Origin of the sequence: Micromonospora sp. NPDC003816, from assembly GCF_042874705.1 — a bacterium.
Classification (GTDB): domain Bacteria; phylum Actinomycetota; class Actinomycetes; order Mycobacteriales; family Micromonosporaceae; genus Micromonospora.
The window spans coordinates 749832-771044 of the sequence record NZ_JBIANP010000002.1; the positions used below are offsets into that span (position 1 = coordinate 749832).

General features: G+C 70.9%; 20 protein-coding genes and 1 riboswitch. Of the genes, 7 read left to right on the top strand and 13 right to left on the bottom strand.

What is annotated here, in order from left to right; genetic code table 11:
• Positions 1 to 3: 3 nt before the first annotated feature.
• Entirely contained in the window at positions 4 to 1752 is a 1749-nt protein-coding gene (locus tag ACFYTT_RS09250; RefSeq protein ID WP_387258339.1) for an ATP-binding protein, read from the top strand.
• A 48-nt stretch (positions 1753 to 1800) separates the two neighbouring features.
• On the opposite strand, the gene paaE is transcribed toward ACFYTT_RS09250, so the two are convergent.
• Genes paaE through paaA form a run of 5 tightly spaced genes read right to left on the bottom strand, consistent with a single transcriptional unit; the run spans position 1801 to position 5547 of the window.
• Positions 1801 to 2919 carry a 1,2-phenylacetyl-CoA epoxidase subunit PaaE gene (gene paaE / locus ACFYTT_RS09255; RefSeq protein WP_387258340.1) on the bottom strand — a complete coding sequence of 373 codons (1119 nt, stop codon included), beginning with the start codon at positions 2917 to 2919 and terminating at the stop codon, positions 1801 to 1803.
• Positions 2916 to 3392: a 1,2-phenylacetyl-CoA epoxidase subunit PaaD gene (gene paaD, locus ACFYTT_RS09260; protein ID WP_387258342.1), complete on the bottom strand. Its 477-nt coding sequence runs from the start codon at positions 3390 to 3392 to the stop codon at positions 2916 to 2918. The genes paaE and paaD overlap by 4 nt, the downstream gene beginning before the upstream one ends.
• 19 nt (positions 3393 to 3411) lie before the next feature.
• On the bottom strand, positions 3412 to 4137 hold the full coding sequence (paaC, locus tag ACFYTT_RS09265) for a 1,2-phenylacetyl-CoA epoxidase subunit PaaC (protein ID WP_387258343.1): 726 nt from the start codon (positions 4135 to 4137) through the stop codon (positions 3412 to 3414).
• Complete coding sequence (paaB, locus tag ACFYTT_RS09270; RefSeq protein ID WP_131054607.1) at positions 4134 to 4436, bottom strand: 1,2-phenylacetyl-CoA epoxidase subunit PaaB; 303 nt, start codon at positions 4434 to 4436, stop codon at positions 4134 to 4136. Before paaB ends, paaC begins: the two co-directional genes overlap by 4 nt.
• Positions 4437 to 4491: 55 nt before the next feature.
• The gene (gene paaA / locus ACFYTT_RS09275) at positions 4492 to 5547 is read right to left on the bottom strand and encodes a 1,2-phenylacetyl-CoA epoxidase subunit PaaA (protein WP_387258345.1); all 1056 of its coding nucleotides are present in this window, start codon (positions 5545 to 5547) and stop codon (positions 4492 to 4494) included.
• Positions 5548 to 5910: 363 nt separating this feature from the next.
• Here paaA and ACFYTT_RS09280 point away from each other — a divergent pair, with 363 nt between their 5' ends.
• Positions 5911 to 6894 carry a hypothetical protein gene (locus ACFYTT_RS09280; protein WP_387258347.1) on the top strand — a complete coding sequence of 328 codons (984 nt, stop codon included), beginning with the start codon at positions 5911 to 5913 and terminating at the stop codon, positions 6892 to 6894.
• Positions 6894 to 7832, top strand: coding sequence for a serine hydrolase (locus tag ACFYTT_RS09285; protein ID WP_131054610.1), 939 nt, complete (start codon positions 6894 to 6896; stop codon positions 7830 to 7832). The genes ACFYTT_RS09280 and ACFYTT_RS09285 overlap by 1 nt, the downstream gene beginning before the upstream one ends.
• 91 nt (positions 7833 to 7923) lie before the next feature.
• Here ACFYTT_RS09285 and ACFYTT_RS09290 read toward each other — a convergent pair whose 3' ends face one another.
• The gene (locus ACFYTT_RS09290; RefSeq protein ID WP_131055694.1) at positions 7924 to 8775 is read right to left on the bottom strand and encodes a menaquinone biosynthetic enzyme MqnA/MqnD family protein; all 852 of its coding nucleotides are present in this window, start codon (positions 8773 to 8775) and stop codon (positions 7924 to 7926) included.
• A 296-nt stretch (positions 8776 to 9071) separates the two neighbouring features.
• Here ACFYTT_RS09290 and ACFYTT_RS09295 point away from each other — a divergent pair, with 296 nt between their 5' ends.
• From ACFYTT_RS09295 to ACFYTT_RS09310, 4 genes are all read left to right on the top strand, one after another.
• Positions 9072 to 11126: a HelD family protein gene (locus ACFYTT_RS09295; protein WP_387258349.1), complete on the top strand. Its 2055-nt coding sequence runs from the start codon at positions 9072 to 9074 to the stop codon at positions 11124 to 11126.
• 61 nt (positions 11127 to 11187) lie between these two features.
• Positions 11188 to 12072, top strand: coding sequence for an ABC transporter ATP-binding protein (locus tag ACFYTT_RS09300; RefSeq protein WP_131055698.1), 885 nt, complete (start codon positions 11188 to 11190; stop codon positions 12070 to 12072).
• Positions 12073 to 12085: 13 nt separating this feature from the next.
• Complete coding sequence (locus tag ACFYTT_RS09305; RefSeq protein ID WP_131055700.1) at positions 12086 to 12823, top strand: ABC transporter permease; 738 nt, start codon at positions 12086 to 12088, stop codon at positions 12821 to 12823.
• 96 nt (positions 12824 to 12919) lie between these two features.
• Positions 12920 to 13684, top strand: coding sequence for a VOC family protein (locus tag ACFYTT_RS09310; protein WP_387258351.1), 765 nt, complete (start codon positions 12920 to 12922; stop codon positions 13682 to 13684).
• Positions 13685 to 13702: 18 nt separating this feature from the next.
• Here the strand turns inward: ACFYTT_RS09310 and ACFYTT_RS09315 are convergent, their stop codons facing one another.
• The 7 genes from ACFYTT_RS09315 to mqnE form a co-directional block, all read right to left on the bottom strand.
• Positions 13703 to 14467 carry an ABC transporter ATP-binding protein gene (locus tag ACFYTT_RS09315; protein ID WP_387258669.1) on the bottom strand — a complete coding sequence of 255 codons (765 nt, stop codon included), beginning with the start codon at positions 14465 to 14467 and terminating at the stop codon, positions 13703 to 13705.
• Between the two features lie 29 nt (positions 14468 to 14496).
• Entirely contained in the window at positions 14497 to 15585 is a 1089-nt protein-coding gene (locus ACFYTT_RS09320; RefSeq protein ID WP_131053074.1) for an iron ABC transporter permease, read from the bottom strand.
• A gap of 35 nt (positions 15586 to 15620) precedes the next feature.
• Complete coding sequence (locus tag ACFYTT_RS09325; protein ID WP_131053073.1) at positions 15621 to 16556, bottom strand: ABC transporter substrate-binding protein; 936 nt, start codon at positions 16554 to 16556, stop codon at positions 15621 to 15623.
• 107 nt (positions 16557 to 16663) lie between these two features.
• Positions 16664 to 16724, bottom strand: a riboswitch (cobalamin riboswitch).
• Positions 16725 to 16883: 159 nt separating this feature from the next.
• Entirely contained in the window at positions 16884 to 18761 is a 1878-nt protein-coding gene (locus tag ACFYTT_RS09330; RefSeq protein WP_131053072.1) for a M14 family zinc carboxypeptidase, read from the bottom strand.
• Positions 18762 to 18903: 142 nt separating this feature from the next.
• Positions 18904 to 19245 carry a DUF4229 domain-containing protein gene (locus tag ACFYTT_RS09335; RefSeq protein ID WP_131053071.1) on the bottom strand — a complete coding sequence of 114 codons (342 nt, stop codon included), beginning with the start codon at positions 19243 to 19245 and terminating at the stop codon, positions 18904 to 18906.
• A gap of 70 nt (positions 19246 to 19315) precedes the next feature.
• Complete coding sequence (locus ACFYTT_RS09340) at positions 19316 to 19738, bottom strand: hypothetical protein (RefSeq protein WP_176092328.1); 423 nt, start codon at positions 19736 to 19738, stop codon at positions 19316 to 19318.
• Between the two features lie 24 nt (positions 19739 to 19762).
• Positions 19763 to 20932 (bottom strand): aminofutalosine synthase MqnE, encoded by a 1170-nt coding sequence (gene mqnE, locus ACFYTT_RS09345; RefSeq protein ID WP_131053069.1) that lies wholly within the window; start codon positions 20930 to 20932, stop codon positions 19763 to 19765.
• Positions 20933 to 21213: the final 281 nt, after the last annotated feature.

Genomic DNA, 21213 nt, shown 5'->3' on the forward strand with positions numbered 1-21213 from the left:
CCAGTGGAGGCATCGGAACTCCGAGAACTACTCGAACGCCTTCGCCAGCTCCGCAACGACTACTCGACCTGCGAAGTCAAGAAGGCCCAGGGCGGACTCCCGGCCAGTATCTGGGAAACGATCAGCGCCTTCGCCAACGCGAGCGGCGGGTACCTGCTTCTCGGGGTCGACGAGCGCGACGCATTCGCGGTGACGGGCGTCGCCGAACCGGGTGCCACGGAGGCAAACCTCGGGGCGGTCTGCGCTGATCTGGAGCCGGCGGTTCGCGCGGACATCAGCACCGTCGAACTCGACGGTCGCCACGTCGTGGTCTGCGAGGTCCCACAGCTGGCCCGCGACCAACGTCCGTGCCACAAGAGGAGCCTCGGCCCGTGGGCGGGTTCCCGGATCCGGGTCGGCGACGGAGACCGCCGCCTCACCGACTACGAGGTGGCGGTGCTGTTGGCCAACCGCACCGAACAACGGCACGACGTGGCGCCGGTCCCACGTGCCACGCCGGACGATCTGGACGCGGACCTTCTCGCGGCATTCCTGGTCCGGATCCGACAGTCCCGGGCGGACATCTTCCGGCGGCTGGACGACGAACAGGTGCTGATCATGCTGAACGTCCTGACCCGTCACCAGGACGTCGTGGTTCCCACCCTGGCCGGGCTCCTCGTGTTCGGCACCTATCCACAGACCTTCGAGCCTCAGTTGGGGTTGACCTTCGTGGCGTACCCCACGGCACAGCCGGGAGTTCTCGGTCCCCGCGGCGAACGTTTCAGCGAGAACCGGTCCGTGGACGGTTCGATACCCGTGATGGTCGCGGAATGCATCCGGGTGCTGAAGCGCAACATGAAACGGCGCAACGTGATCACGGGTCTCTATCGGACCGAGGAGTGGGAGTACCCGGAGGAGGTACTGCGCGAGGCGCTGGTCAACGCGCTCGTACACCGCGACTACGCCGAGTTCGCGCGGGGCATGCAGGTCCAGGTCGAGATGTATCCGGACCGTTTGGTGATCAGGAACCCGGGCGGACTCTACGGTCCGGTGGAGGTGAGCTCGCTCGGCACGACGCCGGTCACCTCGTCCCGCAACCGAGCCCTGCTCAAGATTCTCGAAGACACACCCTTCGGCGACGGCCACATGGTCTGCGAGAACCGAGGCAGTGGGATCACCCGTATCAGGGTCGCCCTCGCCGAAGCCGGCATGGAGCAACCCCGATTCGTGGACGACATCGCCACCTTCACCGTGGAGTTCCCCAACCACACACTGCTGGACGAGGAGGCCATCAGGTGGTTGGGGTCGCTCGGTCGAGGTCCGTTGAGCCGGTCCCAGATGACCGCTCTCGTGCTGATGCGCAGCGGGCGGGAACTGTCCAACAGTTCCTACCGCGACGTGACCGGCGTGTCCGACAGTCGCGCGGCCAGCCGGGAACTCCGCGAGCTCGTGGAACGTGGGCTGGTCGCGCAGCAAGGCTCACGGGGGGGCACGACCTATCGACTGCTGACCGACGTCATCGCCGAAGCACCCGACCTTTTCGCACCCATGGCCGCACCGGCTTCCGGTTCCCGACCTCCGTTGAACGCGAACGAGGGCATCGTCCTGGCGGCACTGGGCGTCGGCAGCCGCTCTCGGGCGGAACTCGAGACGGCCACCGGGCTACGGCCGCACCAGATACACCGCGCGCTGCGCTCACTGCGGAGGCAGAACCTCGTGCAGATGAGCGGCCAGGAACGGTCCCGCAACGCCCGGTACACCGCCGTCCGTTGACTCCGCCGACCACCCGAAGTTCCGACCGAGCGGGTGACGCGGGTGGCCTCAGGCGTCGTAGTCGACGGTGACGGTGTCGGTTACCGGGCTGGACTGGCAGGTCAGCACGTAACCGGCGGCCACCTCGTCAGGCTCAAGCGCGTAGTTGCGGGCCATCTCGACCCGACCGGAGACCACCTTCGCGCGGCAGGTCGAGCAGACGCCGCCCTTGCAGGCGTACGGCAACTCGCTGCGGACCTTCAACGCCGCGTCCAGGACCCGCTCGTCGCGGCGCATGGTGAAGCGCGACGAGCGGCCGTCGAGCAGGATGGTGACCTCGGTGCCGGTGCCCGGCTCGTCGCCCGGACGGCGGACCGGCTCCGGTGGCGCGTCGACGTGGAACAGCTCCGTGTGCACCGCCGACTCGGCGACGCCCCGCCCGACGAGCACCGTCCTGGCGTCCACCACGAGCCCGTACGGGCCGCAGAGGAACCACTCCTCGATCGCGCCACCGGGCACCACGGTGTCCAGCAACCGCCCCAGACGCGTGGCGTCGATCCGCCCGGAGAGCAGCGGCGACTCGGTCTGCTCCCGGGACAGCACGTGCACCAGGTGCAGCCGGGTCGGGTAGCGGTCCTTCAGGTCGGCCAACTCCTCGGCGAACATCACCGAGTTGGCCGTGCGGTTGCCGTACACCAGGGTGAAGGTGCTGGCCGGCTCGACGGCCAGGGCGGTGGCGATCAGCGACAGCACCGGGGTGATCCCGGAGCCGGCGACCACCGCGCCATAGCGACGGACCCGGTCCGGGTCGAACGCGGTGCCGAAGTGTCCCAGCGGCGGCAGCACCTCGACGGTGTCGCCGCGCCGCAGCACCCCGCAGGCGTACGCCGAGAACGCCCCGCCGGGGATCTCCCGCACGCCGATCCGCAGCCGCCCGTGCCGGGCCAGGTCCTGCGGGATCGAGCAGATCGAGTACGACCGGCGCACGTCCTGGCCGGCACCCCCACCCTCGGTGGGCAGCCGTACGGTGAGGTGCTGGCCGGCCTGGAAGGCGAAGGTCTCGCGCAGGTCCTCGGGTACGTCGAAGGTGATCGCGACGGCGTCGGCGGTGAGCCGGTCCACCGCGACCACGGGCAACGGGTGGAACACCGGGCGGCGGCGGACCGGACGGGTGATGGTGACAGTCACAGCGCCTTCACATGGTCGAAGGGTTCGGAACAGGCGCGACAGCGCCACAGCGCCTTGCACGCGGTGGAGCCGAAGCGACTGAGCTGCGCGGTCTCCGGTGAACCGCAGCGTGGGCACCGCACGGCGAGGGTCAACGGGACCACGCCGTCGCGGGGTGCCGCCCCCGGTGGGGCGATGCCGGCGGCGGCCAGCTTGGCCCGGCCGGCATCGCTGATCCAGTCGGTGCTCCAAGCGGGACTGTGCACCGTACGCACCTCGGCGTCCGGATGTCCGGCGGCGGCCAACGCCCGCCGGATGTCGGCCCGGATGACGTCCATCGCCGGGCAGCCGGTGTACGTCGGGGTGATGGTCACCACGACGTGGCCCGTGGCCGCATCCTCCTCGACCGCCCGCAGGATGCCGAGGTCGTCGATGGTGACCACCCGGATCTCGGGGTCCACCACCGACGCGACGGCCGTGCGCGGGTCGGTCATCGCGGCGGTCCGTCCGCGCTCACCAGCGCGCCCCGGGGTGCGCGCGGTGCAGCACCTGCATCTCGGCGAGCAGGTACGACAGGTGTTCGGTGTGCACGCCGTCCCGCCCGCCGGCCGGCGCCCAGGCCGACTCGGGCGCGGTGAGGGTCGCCTCGGCGAGCACCCCGGTGACCGTGCGGTCGAATCCGGCCCGCAGGGTGGCCGGGTCGACCGGCGCATCCGGCCCGGGGGTGAACAGCTCGTCGGCGTACGGCCAGACCTGGTCGACGGCGGCCTGCATCCGCCGGTGCGACTCGGCGGTGCCGTCGCCGAGCCGCTTCACCCAGAGCGCGGCGTGGTCCAGGTGGTAGGCGGACTCCTTGCGGGCCTTGCCGCCGATCGCGGCCAGCCGCTCGTCCGCGCAGCCGGCCAGCGCGGTGTAGAGCGGAAGCTGGTACGCCGACAGCACGAGCAGCTTCGCCATGGTCACCGCGAAGTCGCCGTTCGGCAGCTCAACCAGCAGGCAGTTGCGGAACTCCCGGTCGTCGCGCAGGTACGCCAGCGCGTCCTCGTCGCGGCCCGCGCCCTCCAGCTCACCCGCGTACGTCAGCAGCAGCCGCGCCGCACCGAGCTGGTCGAGGGCGATGTTGGCCAGCGCGATGTCCTCCTCCATCTCCGGGGCGCGGGTGGTCCACTCGGCGAGCCGCTGCGCCGCGATCAACGCGTCGTCGCCGAGCGCCAGAGTGAAGGCGAAGGGACCGTTCACAGGTGCGCCACCCCGTCCGGCACCTCGTAGAAGGTGGGATGGCGGTAGACCTTGTCGGCGGCCGGGTCGAAGAAGGCGTCCTTCTCGTCGGGGCTGGAGGCGGTGATCGCGCCGGCCGGCACCACCCAGATCGACACCCCCTCCTGACGGCGGGTGTAGAGGTCCCGGGCGTTGCGCAGCGCCAACTCGGCGTCGGGCGCGTGCAGGCTGCCCACGTGCGTGTGCGACAGGCCCCGTCGGGCCCGGACGAAGACCTCCCAGAGCGGCGAGGTTTCCCTGCCAGCACTCGTCGCGCTCACTGTGTTGCCTCGGTTCGCGACTGCGGGGCTCGCAACACCGGCTCACTCCTCGCGCTCACGCTGCCACCTTCTCGTTGGTCCGCCGCTTCGCCGCGTACGCCTCGGCGGCCTCGCGTACCCATGCGCCGTCGGTGTGCGCCTGGCGGCGGTGCGCCATCCGCTGCCGGTTGCACGGCCCGTTGCCCTTGATCACCCGCATCAGCTCGGCGTAGTCGGGCTGGGTGTAGTCGTACGCCTGGCGCTCCTCGTTCCAGCGCAGGTCCGAGTCGGGAATGGTGAGCCCGAGCGCCTCCGCCTGGCCGACGCACATGTCCACGAAGCGCTGCCGCAACTCGTCGTTGGAGAAGCGCTTGATCTTCCAGGCCATCGACTGGGCGGAGTGGGTGGAGTCACCGTCCGGCGGGCCGAACATGGCCAGCGACGGATACCACCAGCGGTCGACCGCGTCCTGCGCCATCGCCCGCTGGGCCGGGGTGCCGTGTGCCAGCACGTGCAGGATCTCGTAGCCCTGGCGCTGGTGGAACGACTCCTCCTTGCAGACCCGGATCATGGCGCGGGCGTACGGGCCGTAGGAGCAGCGGCACAACGGCACCTGGTTGACGATCGCCGCGCCGTCCACCAGCCAGCCGATGGCACCGACGTCGGCCCAGGTCAGAGTCGGGTAGTTGAAGATCGAGCTGTACTTCTGCCGGCCGTCGAGCAGGAGTTGGACCAGTTCGTCCCGGCTCACCCCGAGGGTCTCGGCGGCGGCGTAGAGGTAGAGCCCGTGACCGGCCTCGTCCTGCACCTTGGCGAGCAGGATCGCCTTGCGCTTGAGCGACGGCGCCCGGCTGATCCAGTTGCCCTCCGGCTGCATGCCGATGATCTCGGAGTGCGCGTGCTGGGCGATCTGCCGGATCAGCGTCCGCCGGTACGCCTCCGGCATCCAGTCGCGCGGCTCGATCTTCTGGTCGGCCTCGACCACGGCCGTGAAGTACGTCGCCAGGTCGGTGCCGGGTTCGGCGACCGTCCGTCCCTGTTCCGCCGCGGCGCGCAGCGCGGCCTCCGCCGCCTCGACCTCGCCGAGCAGGCCGCCGGGCGGGTCCTCGCCCGGGAAGTCATTGCCATACATGGACTCAGTGTTACAGCTTGCGACCAGCGGCACCAGGGGGGTGTCATAGAAATACGAGATGCCCGAGCGTTACCGTCCGCACGCCACGAGTAGCGTCCATCGCTGTGAGACGGGTCACAAACGAGCCACAAATCCTCGCAACAGCCGCGTAGCGGGTTCTTATCCCGCCTTCCCCGCGAGTTGGCCAGTGTCGGATCCTGGCGTCACGCAGATCCGGACGTAGACTTCGCAGGTCACACCGATCGGTGCCGAACGATCGCCTGCCTTCAGGGGCACATCCCCCGCCTCCGCAAGCGATCCATACCGGTCAGTCCTGGCAACAAGCCGGTCCCCCCGGCCCTGACATCTGGAGCTCACCCGCTCATGCGATCTCGCGTGATCATGGTGTTCGCCGTCACGGCGGTGCTACTCGGCGGCGTCATGCTGGTGCCGGCCGCGTACGCCCGGCTCTCCGGCGACGAGGCGAACGCCGCCCAGGAGAGCGTCGCGGCGCCGCCGCCCGCGCCACCGCCGCCACCGACCCTCGCCGCAGGCAAGGTCTCGGTGAACTTCGAGGGCGAGTTCTTCTCGTGGGCGCTGATGGACCGCGAGTCGGGCAAGATCTCCGGCTCGAAGAACATGGCCGCGACAAGCTCCACCGAGTCGATGATCAAGGCCTGGATCGTCGCCGACTACCTGCGCCAACTCGGCGACGAGGAGCCGACGGCCGCGCAGAAGAAGGCGGCCAGCAAGGCCATCCGGGACAGCGACGACTCGTCGACCAACTACATCTACCGCATGGCCGGCGGCTCGTACGCGGTGCCGGCCGGCGGCCAACCCGGCCCGGTGATCAAGCGCGCGATCAGCATCTGCGACCTCACCGACACCAAGCGGGGCAACGTCAAGGGGTACGAGGGCTGGTGGAGCTTCACCAGGATGTCCCCGCGCGACGCGGTCCGACTCGGCGACTGCATCGCCGACGGCCGGGCAGCCGGCCCGAAGTGGACCGAATGGGTGCTCTCCGAGATGAGCAAGGTGCGCGGCAGCACCGCCGCGAAGGACCAGCACGAGGAGGAGGGTTGGGGCGGCGGCCGATGGGGCATCATCGACGGCCTACCTGAGTCGATCACCAGTCAGGGCCCGGTCGGCATAAAGAACGGCTGGACCCGCCTCTATTACGACCGCAACTGGCACGTCAACTGCCTCGCCGTCACCGAGAAGTGGAGTCTGGCCGTCATGCTTCGCTATTCGATCGCCGAGAAGCTCGACTACGGGGCCGACGTCTGCGCCAGCGTCGCCGCCCAACTGGTGACCCCGCAGCCCGGCGGTGCGCTCAAGGTGCCGCAGCAGCCGGTCGGGAAGCTCTGATGGCCGCCCGCAAGCGCGACCGGGAGGGCGGAACATCCCCGCTACGGCTGATCGCGATCGCCTGCGTACTGCTCGGGCTGGTCCTGGTCTCCCTGCGCCTGCTCCCCGGCTCGCCCTTCGAGTCCCGCGCCGCCGCCGAGTGGGGCCGGTCCGATCCGCCGGTGTCCCGCGACGGCTCGCTCACCGACCGCCACACGCGTCCGTCGCCCTCGCCCAGCCCGTCACCGGAGCCCGAGCCGCTGCCGTTCGCGGCGAAGCAGCTCGACCTGGACATCGACGGCTGGTACGGCTGGAGCGTGCTGGACCGCCGTTCCGGCGAGATCATCGGCTCGGACAACATGGACGAGACCAACACCACCGCCTCGCTCATCAAGTCCTGGGTCGTCGCCGACTACCTGCGCCGCACCGCGAACGCGGGACAGACGCCGAGCGACGCGAAGCTCGACGACCTGACCAGGATCATCCGGGACAGCGACAACACCCGCACCGAGCAGCTCTACACCCAGATCGGGCGGGCCGCGTCGATCAAGCGGTTGCTGTCCGTCTGCGACCTGACCGACAGCAAGGTCTCCAGTGACCTGGGGTGGAGCCGTACCGAGCTGTCTCCCCGCGACACCGCCCGGCTGGGCAACTGCATCGCCGACGGACGGGCCGCCGGCCCCGAGTGGACCAAGTGGCTGCTCAAGGAGATGCGCCTGGTACGCGGTGCCGGCGACTTCGGCATCCGCAAGGCGTTCCCGGCCGACGAGGCGAAGCGGATCGCCATCAAGAACGGCTGGGTGGACCGCACCCAGGAGCAGGAGATCCACGTCAACTGCCTGGCGGTCGGCGACACCTGGACGATGGGCGTGATGCTCCGCTACCCCATCGCCAAGGGCTACGAGTACGGCATGGACAACTGCCAGGAGATCACCGAGGCCCTGCTGACGCGTACCTGAGGGTGCGCGGGTGGTCAGCAGCCGACCGCAGCGCCGGCGGCGGCGCACGGCGGGGGCTCGACGGCCGCGCTGCCGCCGGTTCGGGGTGCGGTCAGCGGGTGAAGAAGGCCGGTCCGCCGGCCGGCAACGCGGGCGTCTCGCCGATCTCGGCGGCCCGACGGGCGAACTCCCGGAGCCCGGCGACCTGACGCTCGCCGAGCGAGAAGTCCAGGGCCCGGAAGTACTCGGCGAGGGTGGCCGCGTCGAAGGGTTCCCAACGGGCCGCCGACTCGGCGACCTGGTCCAGCTCGGCCAGGCACAGGTCACGCGAGCGCAGGAACGCCTCGTGGACCTCCTTGACCAGGCCGGGATGGGCGGCGGCGAAGTCGCGGCGGACCGCCCAGACGGCGAAGACCATCGGCAGGCCGGTCCACTCCCGCCAGGCGAGCCCCAGGTCGGTCACGGTCAGCCCCTGCCGGGGGGCTTCGTACATCGCCCGCAGGGCCACGTCACCGATCAGCACCGCGGCGTCGGCCTCCAGCAGCATCTGGGTCAGGTCCGGCGGGCAGCGGAAGTACTCCGGGTCGACGCCGTACCGCTCGCGCAACAGCAGCCGGGCGAGCAGCACCCCGGTCCGCGAGGTGGACCCGAGCGCGATCCGCGCCCCGTCGAGGTCGGCCAGCGGGCGGGTGCTGACCAAGTTGACCGAGAGCACCGGGCCGTCACTGCCGACCGCCAGGTCCGGCAGGAGCAGCAGTTCGTCGGCGTGCCGCAGGTACTCGACCAGGGTGATCGGCCCGATGTCCAGGTCACCGGCGACCAGCGCGGCGCTGAGCCGGTCCGGCGAGTCCTTGTGCAGGTCGACGTCGAGCAGCGCACCCGAGCGCATCAGCCCCCAGTAGATGGGCAGGCAGTTGAGGAACTGGATGTGCCCGACCCGGGGGCGGGCGACGCGCTCGACCATGCCCCGACCGTATCCCCGCCCGGCCCGATCGGCTCAGCGAGCCGCCCCGGAAGTGGCCAACCCCGCACCTGATGTAAGCAGGGGTCCCCTGTACGACACCAGGCGTTAGCAGGGGGCCCTTCCTTGCACGGCCCCGGCTCGGGGTGGTGGTAAATCGGTTGCTGGCCGCCCGGCGGGGAGTAGGCTGTTCGTTTCCGCCTGACGGCCGAGGTGAGTAGCACCGGAGCGGACGTCCCGCGCCGACCCGTGGTCGGACACGCGAGCGGCAGCCTTCCTCCCCGTCAAGGAGCACGTGGATGAGCCTGCACGCCCCACACACCCCGTACCCACCGCCGTCCGGCCTCGACGACGAGCTGACCGCCGAGCGGACGCACCTGACCCGGTCCCGCGCGGCACTACACCGGATGCGTGAACGCGCCGAGGCCCTCTTCGCCACCGGCGACACGGTGGCCGGTGACTCGTACACCGCCGAACAGCTCGGGCGGCACCTCGCCCGGCGGGTGGCCGAACTCGCCGACGACCCGCGGACGCCGTTGTTCTTCGGCCGCCTCGACTTCGGCGACGCCGATGCCGAGCACGCCGGACGGCGCTACCACGTCGGCCGCCGGCACGTCACCGACGAGCAGGGCGAACCGCTGGTGCTGGACTGGCGGGCCCCGGTGTCGCGGTCGTTCTACCGGGCCAGCGCGCGCGACCCGCAGGGGCTCGCGGTCCGCCGCCGGTTCGGTTTCGGCGACGGCGTACTGACCAGCTTCGAGGACGAGCACCTCGACCGGGGCGAGGAACTCGGCACCGCCAGCCGGATCCTGACCGCCGAGATCGAACGCCCCCGGATCGGGCCGATGCGCGACATCGTCGCCACCATCCAGCCGGAGCAGGACGAGCTGGTCCGCGCCGACCTGGCCGACTCGATCTGCGTACAGGGCGCGCCGGGCACCGGGAAGACGGCGGTGGGGTTGCACCGCGCCGCGTACCTGCTCTATCTGCACCGGGAGCGGCTGCGCCGGTCGAAGGTGCTGGTCGTCGGCCCGAACCGGGCGTTCCTCGGGTACATCGCGGCGGTGCTGCCCGCCCTCGGTGAGGTGGAGGTCGCGCAGGCCACCGTCGAGGACCTGGTCGACCGGGTGGCGGTGCGCGCGATGGAAGCGCCGGAGGTGGCGAGGATCAAGCACGACGCCCGGATGGCCGAGGTGCTGCGCCGGGCCGTCGACGCGTACGTGGGCGAGCCGACCGAGGCGATGACCGTCTCCGACGGCTCGTACCGCTGGCGGATCGGATTGGAGCCACTGCACCGGCTGGTCCACGAGACGCGCGCGGAAGGACTGCCGTACGCCGTCGGGCGGGAACGGATCCGCGCCCGGGTCGTCGGGCTGCTGCAACGGCAGGCCGAGGCCCGGCGGGCGGAGTCGCCCAGCGACGCCTGGCTGCGCCGGACGGGCCGCTCGACGCCGGTCACCACCTTCCTGGACGCGGTCTGGCCCGCGCTCACCCCGGAAGGGCTGGTGCACGCCCTGCTCGGTGATCCCGCCCGGCTCGCGGCGGCAGCCGAGGGACTGCTCACCCCTGACGAGCAGGCCCTGCTCACCGCCGGGAAGCGGGCCCGTACGCCGAAGGCCACCCGGTGGACCGCCGCCGACGCCGTCCTGATCGACGAGGCGGCCGGGCTGATCGAGCGGCCGACCGGCTTCGGCCATGTCGTCATCGACGAAGCCCAGGACCTCTCCGCGATGCAGTGCCGGGTGATCGCCCGGCGCAGCGAGCACGGCTCGCTCACCCTCCTCGGCGACCTGGCGCAGGCGACCGCGCCGTGGGCCGCCACCGACTGGCGGGAGACCCTGCGCCACCTGGGCAAGCCGGACGCGGTCGTGGTGCCGTTGACGGTCGGTTTCCGGGTGCCGGCGGAGGTGCTCGCCTTCGCCAACCGGCTGCTGCCGGCGCTCGCCGTCGACGTACCGCCGGCCGAGTCGCTGCGCCACGACGGCATGCTCGCGGTGCGTACCGTGACCGAGCTGTCCGAGGCGACGGTCGCCGAGGTGCGCGCGGCGCTCGCGCACGAGGGGTCGATCGCGGTGATCGCCGCCGACGACGCGGTGGCCGGGCTACGCGCGGCGCTGGCCGCGGCGGGGATCGAGACGGCGACCGTCGACGAACCGACGGCGGGTACGCGGGTCTCCGTCATGCCCGCCACGACGATCAAGGGCCTGGAGTACGACCATGTGGTCGTCGCCGAACCGGCGGCCATCGTGGCGGCCGAACCGCGCGGCCTGCACCGCCTGTACGTGGTGCTCACCCGGGCGGTGTCCCGGCTCTCGGTGGTGCACGTCGCGCCGCTGCCCGCACCACTCGGCTGATTGCGCGGTGGCACCGACCCGATAGACCGTTGTACACGGAGCACCATGGAAGGAGCCCCCCGTGATTCTCGCCCGCGCCGATCAGGTCAGTCGCCGCTACGGCGACGTCCTCGCACTGGACCGGGTCGACCTGGAGGTCCGTGCGGGCGAACTGGTCGGCCTGCTCGGGCCGAACGGCGCCGGCAAAAGCACCCTGCTCAACCTGCTGGTGGGGCTGCGCCGGCCGACCTCGGGCCGGGTGGAGCTGTTCGGCGGCGACCCCCGGGACGCGGCGAACCGGCAACGGATCGGCGTGACGCCGCAGGAGACCGGGCTCCCCGCCACCCTGCGCGTCGGCGAGGTGGTCGACTTCGTCTCCGCCCACTACCCGGACCCGGTGCCCCGGGATGAACTGCTCGACCGGTTCGGCCTCACCGACCAGCTCAAGCGGCAGACCGGCGGGTTGTCCGGCGGACAGAAGCGCCGGCTGGCCGTGGCGCTGGCGTTCGTCGGCCGCCCCCGGCTGGTGTTGCTCGACGAGCCGACCACCGGGCTCGACGTGGAGGCCCGGCACACCCTCTGGAACGCCATCCGGTCCTTCCACGCCGACGGCGGCACGGTGCTGCTGAGCAGCCACTACCTCGAAGAGGTGGAGACGCTGGCACGCCGGATCGTGGTGATCGGGCACGGCCGGGTACTCGCCGACGACAGCGTCGACGCGGTCCGGGCCGTGGTCGGCGTACGCCGGGTCAGTCTGACCACCGACGCGCTGCCGACGCTGCCCGGAGTGGTCCGCACCGAACACGTCGACGGCCGGACGCACCTGCTCACCGCCGACGCCGACCAGCTCGTCCGCGACCTGGTCACCAGCGGTGTCGACTTCCGCGATCTGGAGGTACGGCCCACCTCGCTGGAGGAGGCGTTCCTCGCCATCACCACCGCCGAGACCGAGCCGACCCCCGTCTGAGGAAGTGCCTGCCGTGCCACTCGCCCTGACCCACGCGCGTTACCAGCTGCTGGAGACGGTCCGCATCCCGATCGCGCTCTTCGGCAGCGCGTTCTTCCCTGCCGTCGCGATGCTCTTCTTCGTGGTGCCGTGGGCCGGCGACGACCCGGTCGGCGCCACCTTCGCCACCGCCTCGATGGTCACCTTCTCGGTGATGAGCGCCAACATCTTCCAGTACGGCATGGGTGTCGCCGAGGACCGCCAACAGCCCTGGGACCCGTACACCCGGACCCTGCCCGTCGGGCCGGGACCACGCTTCGCCGGCCGGGTGCTGGCCGGTCTGCTGGTCACCTACCTGTCGTTGATCCCGCTGCTGGTCATCGCCGCGACGTTGACCGCAGCCGAGATCACCCCGATCCGGTTCCTGCTGGCGCTGGCCACCGTGGCGGTGGTCGCGGTGCCGTTCACCCTGCTGGGGCTCGCCATCGGGTACTCACTGCCGAGCAAGGCGGCGATCGTGGTGGCCCAGGTCGTCTTCTTCCCGATGGCCTTCGGCGGTGGGCTGCTCTCCGCCCCCGGTGACGCGCCCGGCTTCATCGAGGCGATCGCGCCGTTCCTGCCCACCCGGGGGGCGGTGGAGCTGATGTGGGCGGTCGTCGGCGACTTCCCGGTCAGCACGTTGTCGCTGGTCATGCTCGGCGTCTGGGTGGTGGCGCTGGCCGCGATCGGTGGATGGGCATACCGACGGGACGAGGGTCGCCGGTTCAGTTGACGATCCGGCCGTTTCGCACGGGCGGCGGCCGGGCGGTGCCACGATGCCGGTGAGGGTGGTCGAGCCGCGAGCGCCCCGAGCCGAGAGGGGTGGCCCGTGGTCGGCGTCCCACCGGGTACCCCCTGCTGGGCCGATCTGGCCACCCCGGGGCTGGACGCGGCCCGACGGTTCTATCCCGAGTTGTTCGGCTGGACCGGTCGGGTCGACCCCGAACCGGAGGCGGGCGGCTACACGGTCTTCCTGCTCGGCGGGCGACCGGTGGCCGGCGTGGGGCCGCCGGCCGTACCCGACCAGGTGCCGATCTGGTCGACGTACGTCGCCACCGACGACGCCGACCTGGTCGTCGGCCGGGTGGAGCGGGCCGGTGGGCAGGTCGTGGTGCCGCCGTTCGAGGTGTTCGACCGGGGCCGGATGGCCGTGTTCAGCGATCCCGCCGGTGCCGCGTTCAGCGTCTGGCAGCCGATGAGCTTCGCCGGGGCCGACGTCTTCGACGTACCGGGCGCGATGTGCTGGACCGAGCTGGTCACCCCCGACCCGGACGGGGCACGGGTCTTCTACGAACTGGTCTTCGGGTGGCAGCCCGAGGAGGAGCCGATGGGGCAGGTCGCCTACACCGGCTGGCGGCTGGGTGACCGCCTGGTGGCCGGGATGATGCCGCCGTTGGGCGCCGAGTTCCCGGCCGACTCACCGGCGTACTGGACGCTCTACTTCTCGGTCGCCGACGCCGACGCCACCGCCGCCCGCGCCGCCGAACTCGGCGGCACCATCCTCGTCCCGCCCCGGGACATCCCCGCCGGCCGCGTCACCGCCCTGCGCGACCCACACGGCGCCCTCTTCTCCCTCATCGCCCTGACCTCCTGACCACCCCATCGCCACCCATCAGCGGGGGCGGGTGGGGAGGACCAGGGGGCCGTGGGGGCCGGGGACGACCGTGACGTGGGCCCGGTAGTAGCGGGCGAGCATCTCCTCGGTGAGTACCTCGGTCGGGGTGCCCTCGGCGACGATCCGGCCGTCGGCCAGCAGCACCATGCGGTCGGCGTACTCGCCCGCGATGGAGAGGTCGTGCATGGTGGCCAGCACGGTCAGGCCGTGCGTCCGGCGTAACTGGTCGACGAGTTCGAGCACCTCCTGCTGGTGACCGATGTCCAGCGCGCTGGTCGGCTCGTCGAGCAGCAGCAGGGTGGCGCCCTGTGCCAGTGCGCGGGCCAGGAAGACCCGCTGCCGCTCCCCGCCGGAGAGGGTGGCCAGTTCCCGACCCTGGAAGCCGGCGAGGTCCAGCCGACCGAGCACCTCGTGCACCACGGCCATGTCGGCGGCGGACTCCCGGCCCAGCGGCGGGATGTACGGGGTACGTCCGAGCAGCACGTAGTCGAGCACCGCCATTCCGGGCGGTACGACCGGGGACTGGGCCACGGTCGCCACCACCCGGGCCCGTTCGCGGCGGCGCAGGGCGCTCAGCGGCGTACCGAAGAGGTCGACGGCGCCCGGCGCGGCGAGCAGGCCGCCGACGGCCCGCAACAGGGTCGACTTGCCGGCGCCGTTGGGTCCGATCACGGTGACCCACTCGCCGGGCCGGACGGTCAGGTCGACGCCGCTCAGGATCGGCGTGCCGTCCAGGCTGATCCGCAGGTCACGCACCCGCACTGCGGCGGAATCGGACGTGTCGGGCGCGGTCACGTCAGCACCCGTCGGGCGGTCCGCAGGATCAGCACGAAGAAGGGACCACCGAGCAGCGCGGTGACCACCCCGATCGGGATCTCCTGCGGGGCGGCGGCAGTCCGGGCCGCCACGTCGGTCAGGGCCAGGAAGGCGCCGCCGAACAGCAACGACAGCGGCAGGATGACCCGGTAGCTCGATCCGGCGAGCAGCCGTACGGTGTGCGGCACGATGATCCCGACGAAGCCGATCAGGCCGGAGGCGGACACCGCGGCGGCGGTGCCCAGCGAGGCGGCGGCGATCAGCAGGTACCGGGAGCGTTGCGGGTGCAGGCCGAGCCCGGCCGCCTCGTCGTCACCCACCGAGAGCACGTCCAACTCCCGGCGGTGCAGAAGGATGACCAGGCTGGTGAGCAGGAAGTACGGCAGCACCAGCCGGACGTCGTGCCAACCGGCGGTGGCCAGCCGCCCGAGCAGCCAGGAGTACACCTCCTGGATGCTGTCCGCGTTGCGTTGCAGCAGGTACGTCTGACCGGCGGAGAGGAACGCGGAGACGGCCACCCCGGCCAGGATCAGGGTGGCCGGCGAACGGCTGCGTCCACCGGCCACCCCGAGCAGGTACGTCATGGCGACCGCACCGAGCGAGCCGACGAAGGCGGCCAGCGGGATGGTGAGCGGCAACCCGCTGAGCGCACCGCCGGTCGCGGTGCCGAGGGTCAGGACGACGGTGACCGCGAGCCCCGCTCCGGCGGCCACCCCGAGCAGGTACGGGTCGGCCAGCGGGTTGCGGAACACGCCCTGGTAGGCGCCGCCGGCCAGGGCCAGCAGTCCACCGACCAGCAGGCCCAGCACCACCCGGGGCAGCCGCAACTCGGTGACGATGGCGATCTCGCGCTCGGTCAGCCCGCTGTCCAGGCGTACCCCGGGCAGCAGATTGAGCAGTTCGATCGCGACGCTGCCGGGCGGCAGGCTGACCGGGCCGAGCGAGACGCCCGCCACCAGGGCGACGAAGACGGCGAGCACGCCGACGGCGAGCCAGCGTTTCCGCAGGCCCGCCGGGCGGGCGACGACCGGTAAGGAAGGGTCCCTTGCTAACGCCTGGTGCATAGGAAGGGTCCCCTGCTAACGCCTGACGACGTCGGTCACTCGGTGACCTTGGCGGTGGCGTCCACGATGGTCCGGAGCAGGTCCACCACGCGCGGGCCCCAGCGCGAGGCGACGTCGTCGTCCAGCTCGACGATCTGGTCGCTCTTGACCGCCTCGATGCCGGACCAACCGCTGCGCGCCTTGACCGTGGCGGCGCTCTGCTGGCAGCACTTCACGTCGGAGAGGAAGACGAAGTCCGGGTTGGCCTGGACGATCACTTCCTGGGAGAGCTGCGGGTAGCCGCCGTTCGTGCCGTCGGCGTCCGCCGCGTCGGCGATGTTCTCCAGGCCGGCGAGGGCATAGATCGAGCCGATGAAGGTCTTGCTGGTGGCGGTGTACAGCTCCGGCCCCAGCTCGTGGAAGTAGGTGGGCGCCTGGACCCGCTGCGGCACCTCGGCGACGATCTTGGTGATGTCGTCCTTCATCCGCTGCACCACGTCGGTCGCCGTGTCGGCGTTGCCGGTGAGCGTGCCCAGCTCGGTGATCTGCCGGTACGAGTCGTCCAGGGTCTGCGCCGCCGGGGTCAGGTAGACCGGGATCTTGAGGGTGGTGAGCTGGTCGACGATCTTGTTGCGGTCGTCGCTGAGCACCACCAGGTCGGGGTTCTTCGCGGCGACCGCCTCGGCGTTCGGCTGGTAGCCGGAGAGGTCCGTCTTCGGCGCGTCGGCCGGGTGGTTCGACTGGTCGTCAACGGCGGTGACCTGCGGCCCGGCACCGATGGCGAAGAGCATCTCGGTAGCCGTCGCGGAGAGCGAGACGATCTTCTCGGGACGCTGATCCAGGGTCAACGACCCGACGGTGACGGGGAAGGTGGCGCCACTGCGGCTGTCGCCGGTGCGGGGTGTCTCGCTGTTCGTCTCGGCGCAGGCACCGAGGGCGAGCGCGGCCACCGCGAGAGTGGCGGCGAAGACCCGGGGGGTACGGCTGAACATCGGTCCTCCTGTCGGTCGAGGAGTGCTGCTTCGCCGACAGGAGCCGGAGCGGCCCGTCCGCGAGGCGCCCTTCCTCGAGAGCGCGAATCGCGACGCGCCCCAGGCGACCTGACTCGTCCCCGTCTTCGGGGCATCACAGTTGCGGGACAGCGCCGGTTTCGCACCGGCTTCGCTGCGGCGGGTCGGTACGACGGTAGCGCACGGCGGGACCGCGACCCGCTGAGCAGGTCACGGTCCCGGCCACGTGCAGCCCGTCTAGTTCACTGTTGTCCGTTTGGCCCCTGGACGGGGCCCCGCGCGAGGGGGTGTGGCGGGGCCCCGCCGCTTTCAGGAGGCGGTGATGGTGACGTTGTCCACAGCCGCCTCGACCAGGCTGGCCGTCGACGCGTCGGCGGCCTCCACCAGGATCCGGACCGACTGCCCGGCGTACGGGGTGAGGTTGAGGTTGGCCTGGGTCCAGGCGCCGTTGCGGTTGCTGGCCGCGCCGGCCTGGGTGAGCAGTGCCGTGGTGCCGCCGTTGTGCACCACGCTGACCCGCAGGTAGTCGGCCGACGACGAGTTCGAGCCGTGCGCCAGGTACCAGGCCAGCGACAGCGTCAACGTGCCGCTGGACGGCAACGTGACCGCCGGGGACCGGGCGCTGGTCACGCCGCCGTCCACGTCGTAGTCCCCGGCGGCGCTGCCGGCCAGCCGACCGGTGACCAGGTCGTTGCTGCCGGCGAACGGGGTGAGCTGCTTGGCGCCGCTGGAGTTGGTGGCCTGCGCGGCCCCCCGCTCCCACTGCCCCGAGGTGGCCGTGTCGGTGCCGTTGGGGTTGATCGTCCAGCCGGTCGCGGTCTCGAAGGTGTCCGACCAGACCGTGGTCCCGCTGCCACCGCCGCAGTACTGGGCCTGCTTGCCGATGGCCCGGTACGGGCAGTCGGCGTACTCGGAGAGGATCAGCACCGCCTCCCGGTTGCGCGAGGTCTGCGCCGGGATGACCTCGTCGGGCGGGTAGAAGCCGCCGCCGGAGGCCGAGCCCGGATACAGCTCGAAGGTGTACGCCCAGATGCCGTGCGTCGCCCACATCCAGTCGATGCTGCTGCCGTCGGTGATGTACAGGTCGCTGGACTGCTGCGGGGTGAAGCCGTTGGTCGCCGCCATCTGCTGGCCGATGGTGGCGAAGGTGTTGTACTGGTCGGCGTTCATCCCGGTGGCGGTGTTGCTGGTCGTGTAGCCGTACGGCCAGAGCACCAGCTCGGAGTAGGTGTGGAAGTCGATGTTGGCCTTGATCTGCTGCACCCCGCCGACCACCCGGCTGTTGACGAAGTTGCGCAGCGCCTGCGTCTCGGGAGCGGAGAACGCCGACGGGCCCCGGTAGGTGTCCGAGGAGGTGGAGCCGGACGAGCCGCCGCAGCACCCGAAGTTGAAGCTCCAGTTGCGGTTCAGGTCGGTGCCGACGTACGACGAACCGCTGTTGGGTTGGCGGTTCTTCCGCCAGGACCGGTAGGAGCCGGTGGCGATGTCGTACTCGCTGCCGTCGGGGTTGACGGTCGGCACGATCCAGATCTCCCGGTTGTTGACCAGGCCGGTGATCCGGGAGTCGGAGCCGTAGTTGTCGGTGAAGAGGTTGAGCAGGTAGATCGCCATCTCGACGGTCAGGTGCTCGCGGGCGTGCTGCTGGGCGTTGAAGAGGATCTCCGGCTCGTTCTCGTCGGTGGCGACGTTGTCGGAGATCTTCACCGCCACCAGCTCCCGGCCCTCGTACGAGCTGCCGATGCTGACCTTGCGGGCGATCGACGGGTGGTCCGCGACGACCTGGTTGACCACGGCGGTCATCTCCGCGTAGTCGTGGTAGTTCGCGTCGGCCGGCGGGAAGGCCAACGCGCCGACCTGCCCGTCCGTGGCGCCCCGATCGGTGGGCAGGGCGGCGATCGCCTCCAGCCGGAACCCGAGGCGGGTGATCGCGGCGGCCTCGGCGCGGGTGGCCGAGACGTGCAGCACCCCGTGTTCGGAGTAGTCGATCGCGGCACCGGTGCCGGCGATCGCGTTGCGGTCGGCGAGCGTCTTCGGACCCAGTACCCGGTAGGGCACGGCGGCCGGCTGCTCGTCCCGGTTCGGGGCCGGTTCGGCGGAGACCGGTGGTGCGGAGATGGTGAGCAGGCCGAGCCCGGCGGCGACGATGAGCGCCAGGGCACGGCGGACGGGGATCGAACGGAAGGCCATGGACAACCTCCTGGAGGCGCGGGGGTTCCCCGCCCGGCAGCGGACAGCCCACCACCGGTCACATGGTCATATCAACATCGATCGTTGTACGGCCCATCCCAGTCGGATCCTCATGCCGACGACATGGTCCCGTCGCCGCAGGTCAGGAGGACGAGCCGCGTCCCGGCTCGGTGGACGAGCCGGGCTGGTCGGCCGATCCGCCGTCGGTCTGGCCGCCGGAGACCGGGTCGGCCTCGGCCTGGTCCTCGCCGGCCAGGGCGGACCGCAGCCGCTCCTTCTCCGAGCGGCGACGCTCGGCGGCGGCGGCCATCTCCTCGGCCATCTGGTCGCGTACGCCCTTGAGCAGGAAGAAGGAGACCGCGGCGGAGAACAGCAGCGCCAGGATCAGCTTGAGGAAGATGTCCATGTCGACCGGCCAGAGGGCCAGCATCACGACCACGAACAGGCCGATCCGGCCGAGGGTGTACTTGGCCGCCGCGCTCACGTCGTACTCCATTCTCCGCCGGGCGGCGGCGTCTCTCAGCTCCTGTGTGCGGCCGCGCCGCACGGCGACCTCAGATCGTCCGGTCGACCAGCCAACGGACGCCGGGGAACCAGACCAGCGCGTACACGACGGTGAACGTCACCGCCGCCAGGCCGCCGGAGAGCAGCGGCGGCAGCCCGGTCACCACGCCTGCCACCAGCAGACCGGAGACCACCGCCATCGCCAGCGCCACCAACCCGGCCACCAACCGGGGCGCGCCGAACTCCCAGGCCCGGAAGTCCTCCCAGAACAACCAGACGGCCAGGATCACCGCCAGCCACCCGTTGGCCTGGCCGAAGTCACCGGCACCGAACCAGGCGAAGGCGGTGTCGAAGAGCACCAGCACCAGCATCCCGATGACCACTCCGCCCAGGCTGACGCCGAGCAGGTCACCCAGGAACCGGATGCGCCCGTCGTCGTCCCGGCGGGGGAACGCGCTCTGTTGCTCGCTCATCGTCGTGCCAGGGTACGCGTCGACTCAGGCCCAGACCTGCTGCGGCTCGGACCGGCGCTCCGCCATGCTCGGCGCGGCGTCGTACTCGCGGACCACCTCGTAGCGGGTGTTCCGCTCGACCGGACGGAAGCCGGCGTCCCAGATCAGGTGCAGCAGGTCGTCCCGGTGCATCGTGTTCGGCGTCCCGTACGAGTCCGCGTCGTGCGTGATCTTGTATTCGACGACCGAGCCGTCCAGGTCGTCGACGCCGAAGTTGAGCGAGAGCTGGGCCACCGAGAGCCCGTGCATCACCCAGAAGCACTTCACGTGCGGCACGTTGTCGAAGAGCAGCCGGGAGACCGCGAAGGTCTTCAACGACTCGGCCGGCGAGGCCATCGTGGTGCGGGCCTGGATCCGGTTACGGACCTTGCCGTCCGCCGAGTCGACGAAGTCGTGCTGGTAGCGCAGCGGGATGAAGACCACGAAGCCATTGGTCTCGTCCTGCAGCTCCCGCAGCCTCAGCACGTGGTCGACCCGGTGCCTCGGCTCCTCGATGTGGCCGTAGAGCATGGTCGACGGCGTCTTCATGCCCTTGCTGTGCGCCAGGCGGTGGATCCGTGACCAGTCCTCCCAGTGGCAGGCGTGGTCGACGATGTGCTGGCGGACCTCCCAGTCGAAGATCTCCGCACCGCCACCGGTCAACGACTCCAGACCGGCTTCCATCAGCTCGTCCAGGATCGCGTCGGCGGTCAGCCCGCTGATCTTCTCGAACCACTGCACCTCGGTGGCGGTGAACGCCTTGAGCTTGACCTTCGGCAGCGCGGCCTTCAGCTCGCGCAGCACCTTAGGGTAGTAGCGCCAGGGCAGGGTCGGGTGCAGGCCGTTGACGATGTGCAGCTCGGTGAGCTGCTCGTCCTCCATCTCCTTGGCCTTGCGGACCGCCTCGTCGATGCGCATCGTGTACGCGTCCTTCTCGCCCGGCTTGCGCTGGAAGGAGCAGTACGCGCAGGAGGCGGAGCAGACGTTGGTCAGGTTGAGGTGCCGGTTGACGTTGAACATCACCCGCTCGCCGTTGCGCTCGGTACGCGCGTGGTGGGCCAGTCGCCCCAACCAGGTCAGGTCGTCGCTGGAGTAGAGCGCGATGCCGTCCTCACGGGTCAGCCGCTCCCCGGCGTACACCTTCGCTTCGAGCTCGCGCTTGAGTCCGGCGTCCATCGAAAGCCCGTCCCTTTCCCCTGCGTCCGCGACCGTTACCGGCCGCAGTCAGAGCCTACGTCGCAGACCCGGGCTGCTCACACCGTGGTCCTTCGGTGACCAGCGTCTCCCGAACTCACAGCTTCCTTTAACCCGTCCAAACATCGACACCGCGCAGCAGGTGAGGTAAGACAGGATGGGGCACGCCACACCTCGCACCGGTGACACCAGGCGATCTGGCGACACCTGGCAGTAGCGTCCCCACATCCGCGTCCGACCCCCGGCGCGGCGGAGCAGGTCCG

Excerpts from the sequence above, each read along its gene's own strand:
- paaA (WP_387258345.1), bottom strand. The coding sequence starts at position 5,547 with ATGTATGGCAATGACTTCCCGGGCGAGGACCCGCCCGGCGGCCTGCTC.
- ACFYTT_RS09285 (WP_131054610.1), top strand. The coding sequence starts at position 6,894 with ATGGCCGCCCGCAAGCGCGACCGGGAGGGCGGAACATCCCCGCTACGG.
- ACFYTT_RS09295 (WP_387258349.1), top strand. The coding sequence starts at position 9,072 with ATGAGCCTGCACGCCCCACACACCCCGTACCCACCGCCGTCCGGCCTC.
- ACFYTT_RS09330 (WP_131053072.1), bottom strand. The coding sequence starts at position 18,761 with ATGGCCTTCCGTTCGATCCCCGTCCGCCGTGCCCTGGCGCTCATCGTC.
- ACFYTT_RS09340 (WP_176092328.1), bottom strand. The coding sequence starts at position 19,738 with ATGAGCGAGCAACAGAGCGCGTTCCCCCGCCGGGACGACGACGGGCGC.
- ACFYTT_RS09325 (WP_131053073.1), bottom strand. The coding sequence starts at position 16,556 with ATGTTCAGCCGTACCCCCCGGGTCTTCGCCGCCACTCTCGCGGTGGCC.
- ACFYTT_RS09280 (WP_387258347.1), top strand. The coding sequence starts at position 5,911 with ATGCGATCTCGCGTGATCATGGTGTTCGCCGTCACGGCGGTGCTACTC.
- ACFYTT_RS09290 (WP_131055694.1), bottom strand. The coding sequence starts at position 8,775 with ATGGTCGAGCGCGTCGCCCGCCCCCGGGTCGGGCACATCCAGTTCCTC.
- mqnE (WP_131053069.1), bottom strand. The coding sequence starts at position 20,932 with ATGGACGCCGGACTCAAGCGCGAGCTCGAAGCGAAGGTGTACGCCGGG.
- ACFYTT_RS09320 (WP_131053074.1), bottom strand. The coding sequence starts at position 15,585 with ATGCACCAGGCGTTAGCAAGGGACCCTTCCTTACCGGTCGTCGCCCGC.
- paaD (WP_387258342.1), bottom strand. The coding sequence starts at position 3,392 with ATGACCGACCCGCGCACGGCCGTCGCGTCGGTGGTGGACCCCGAGATC.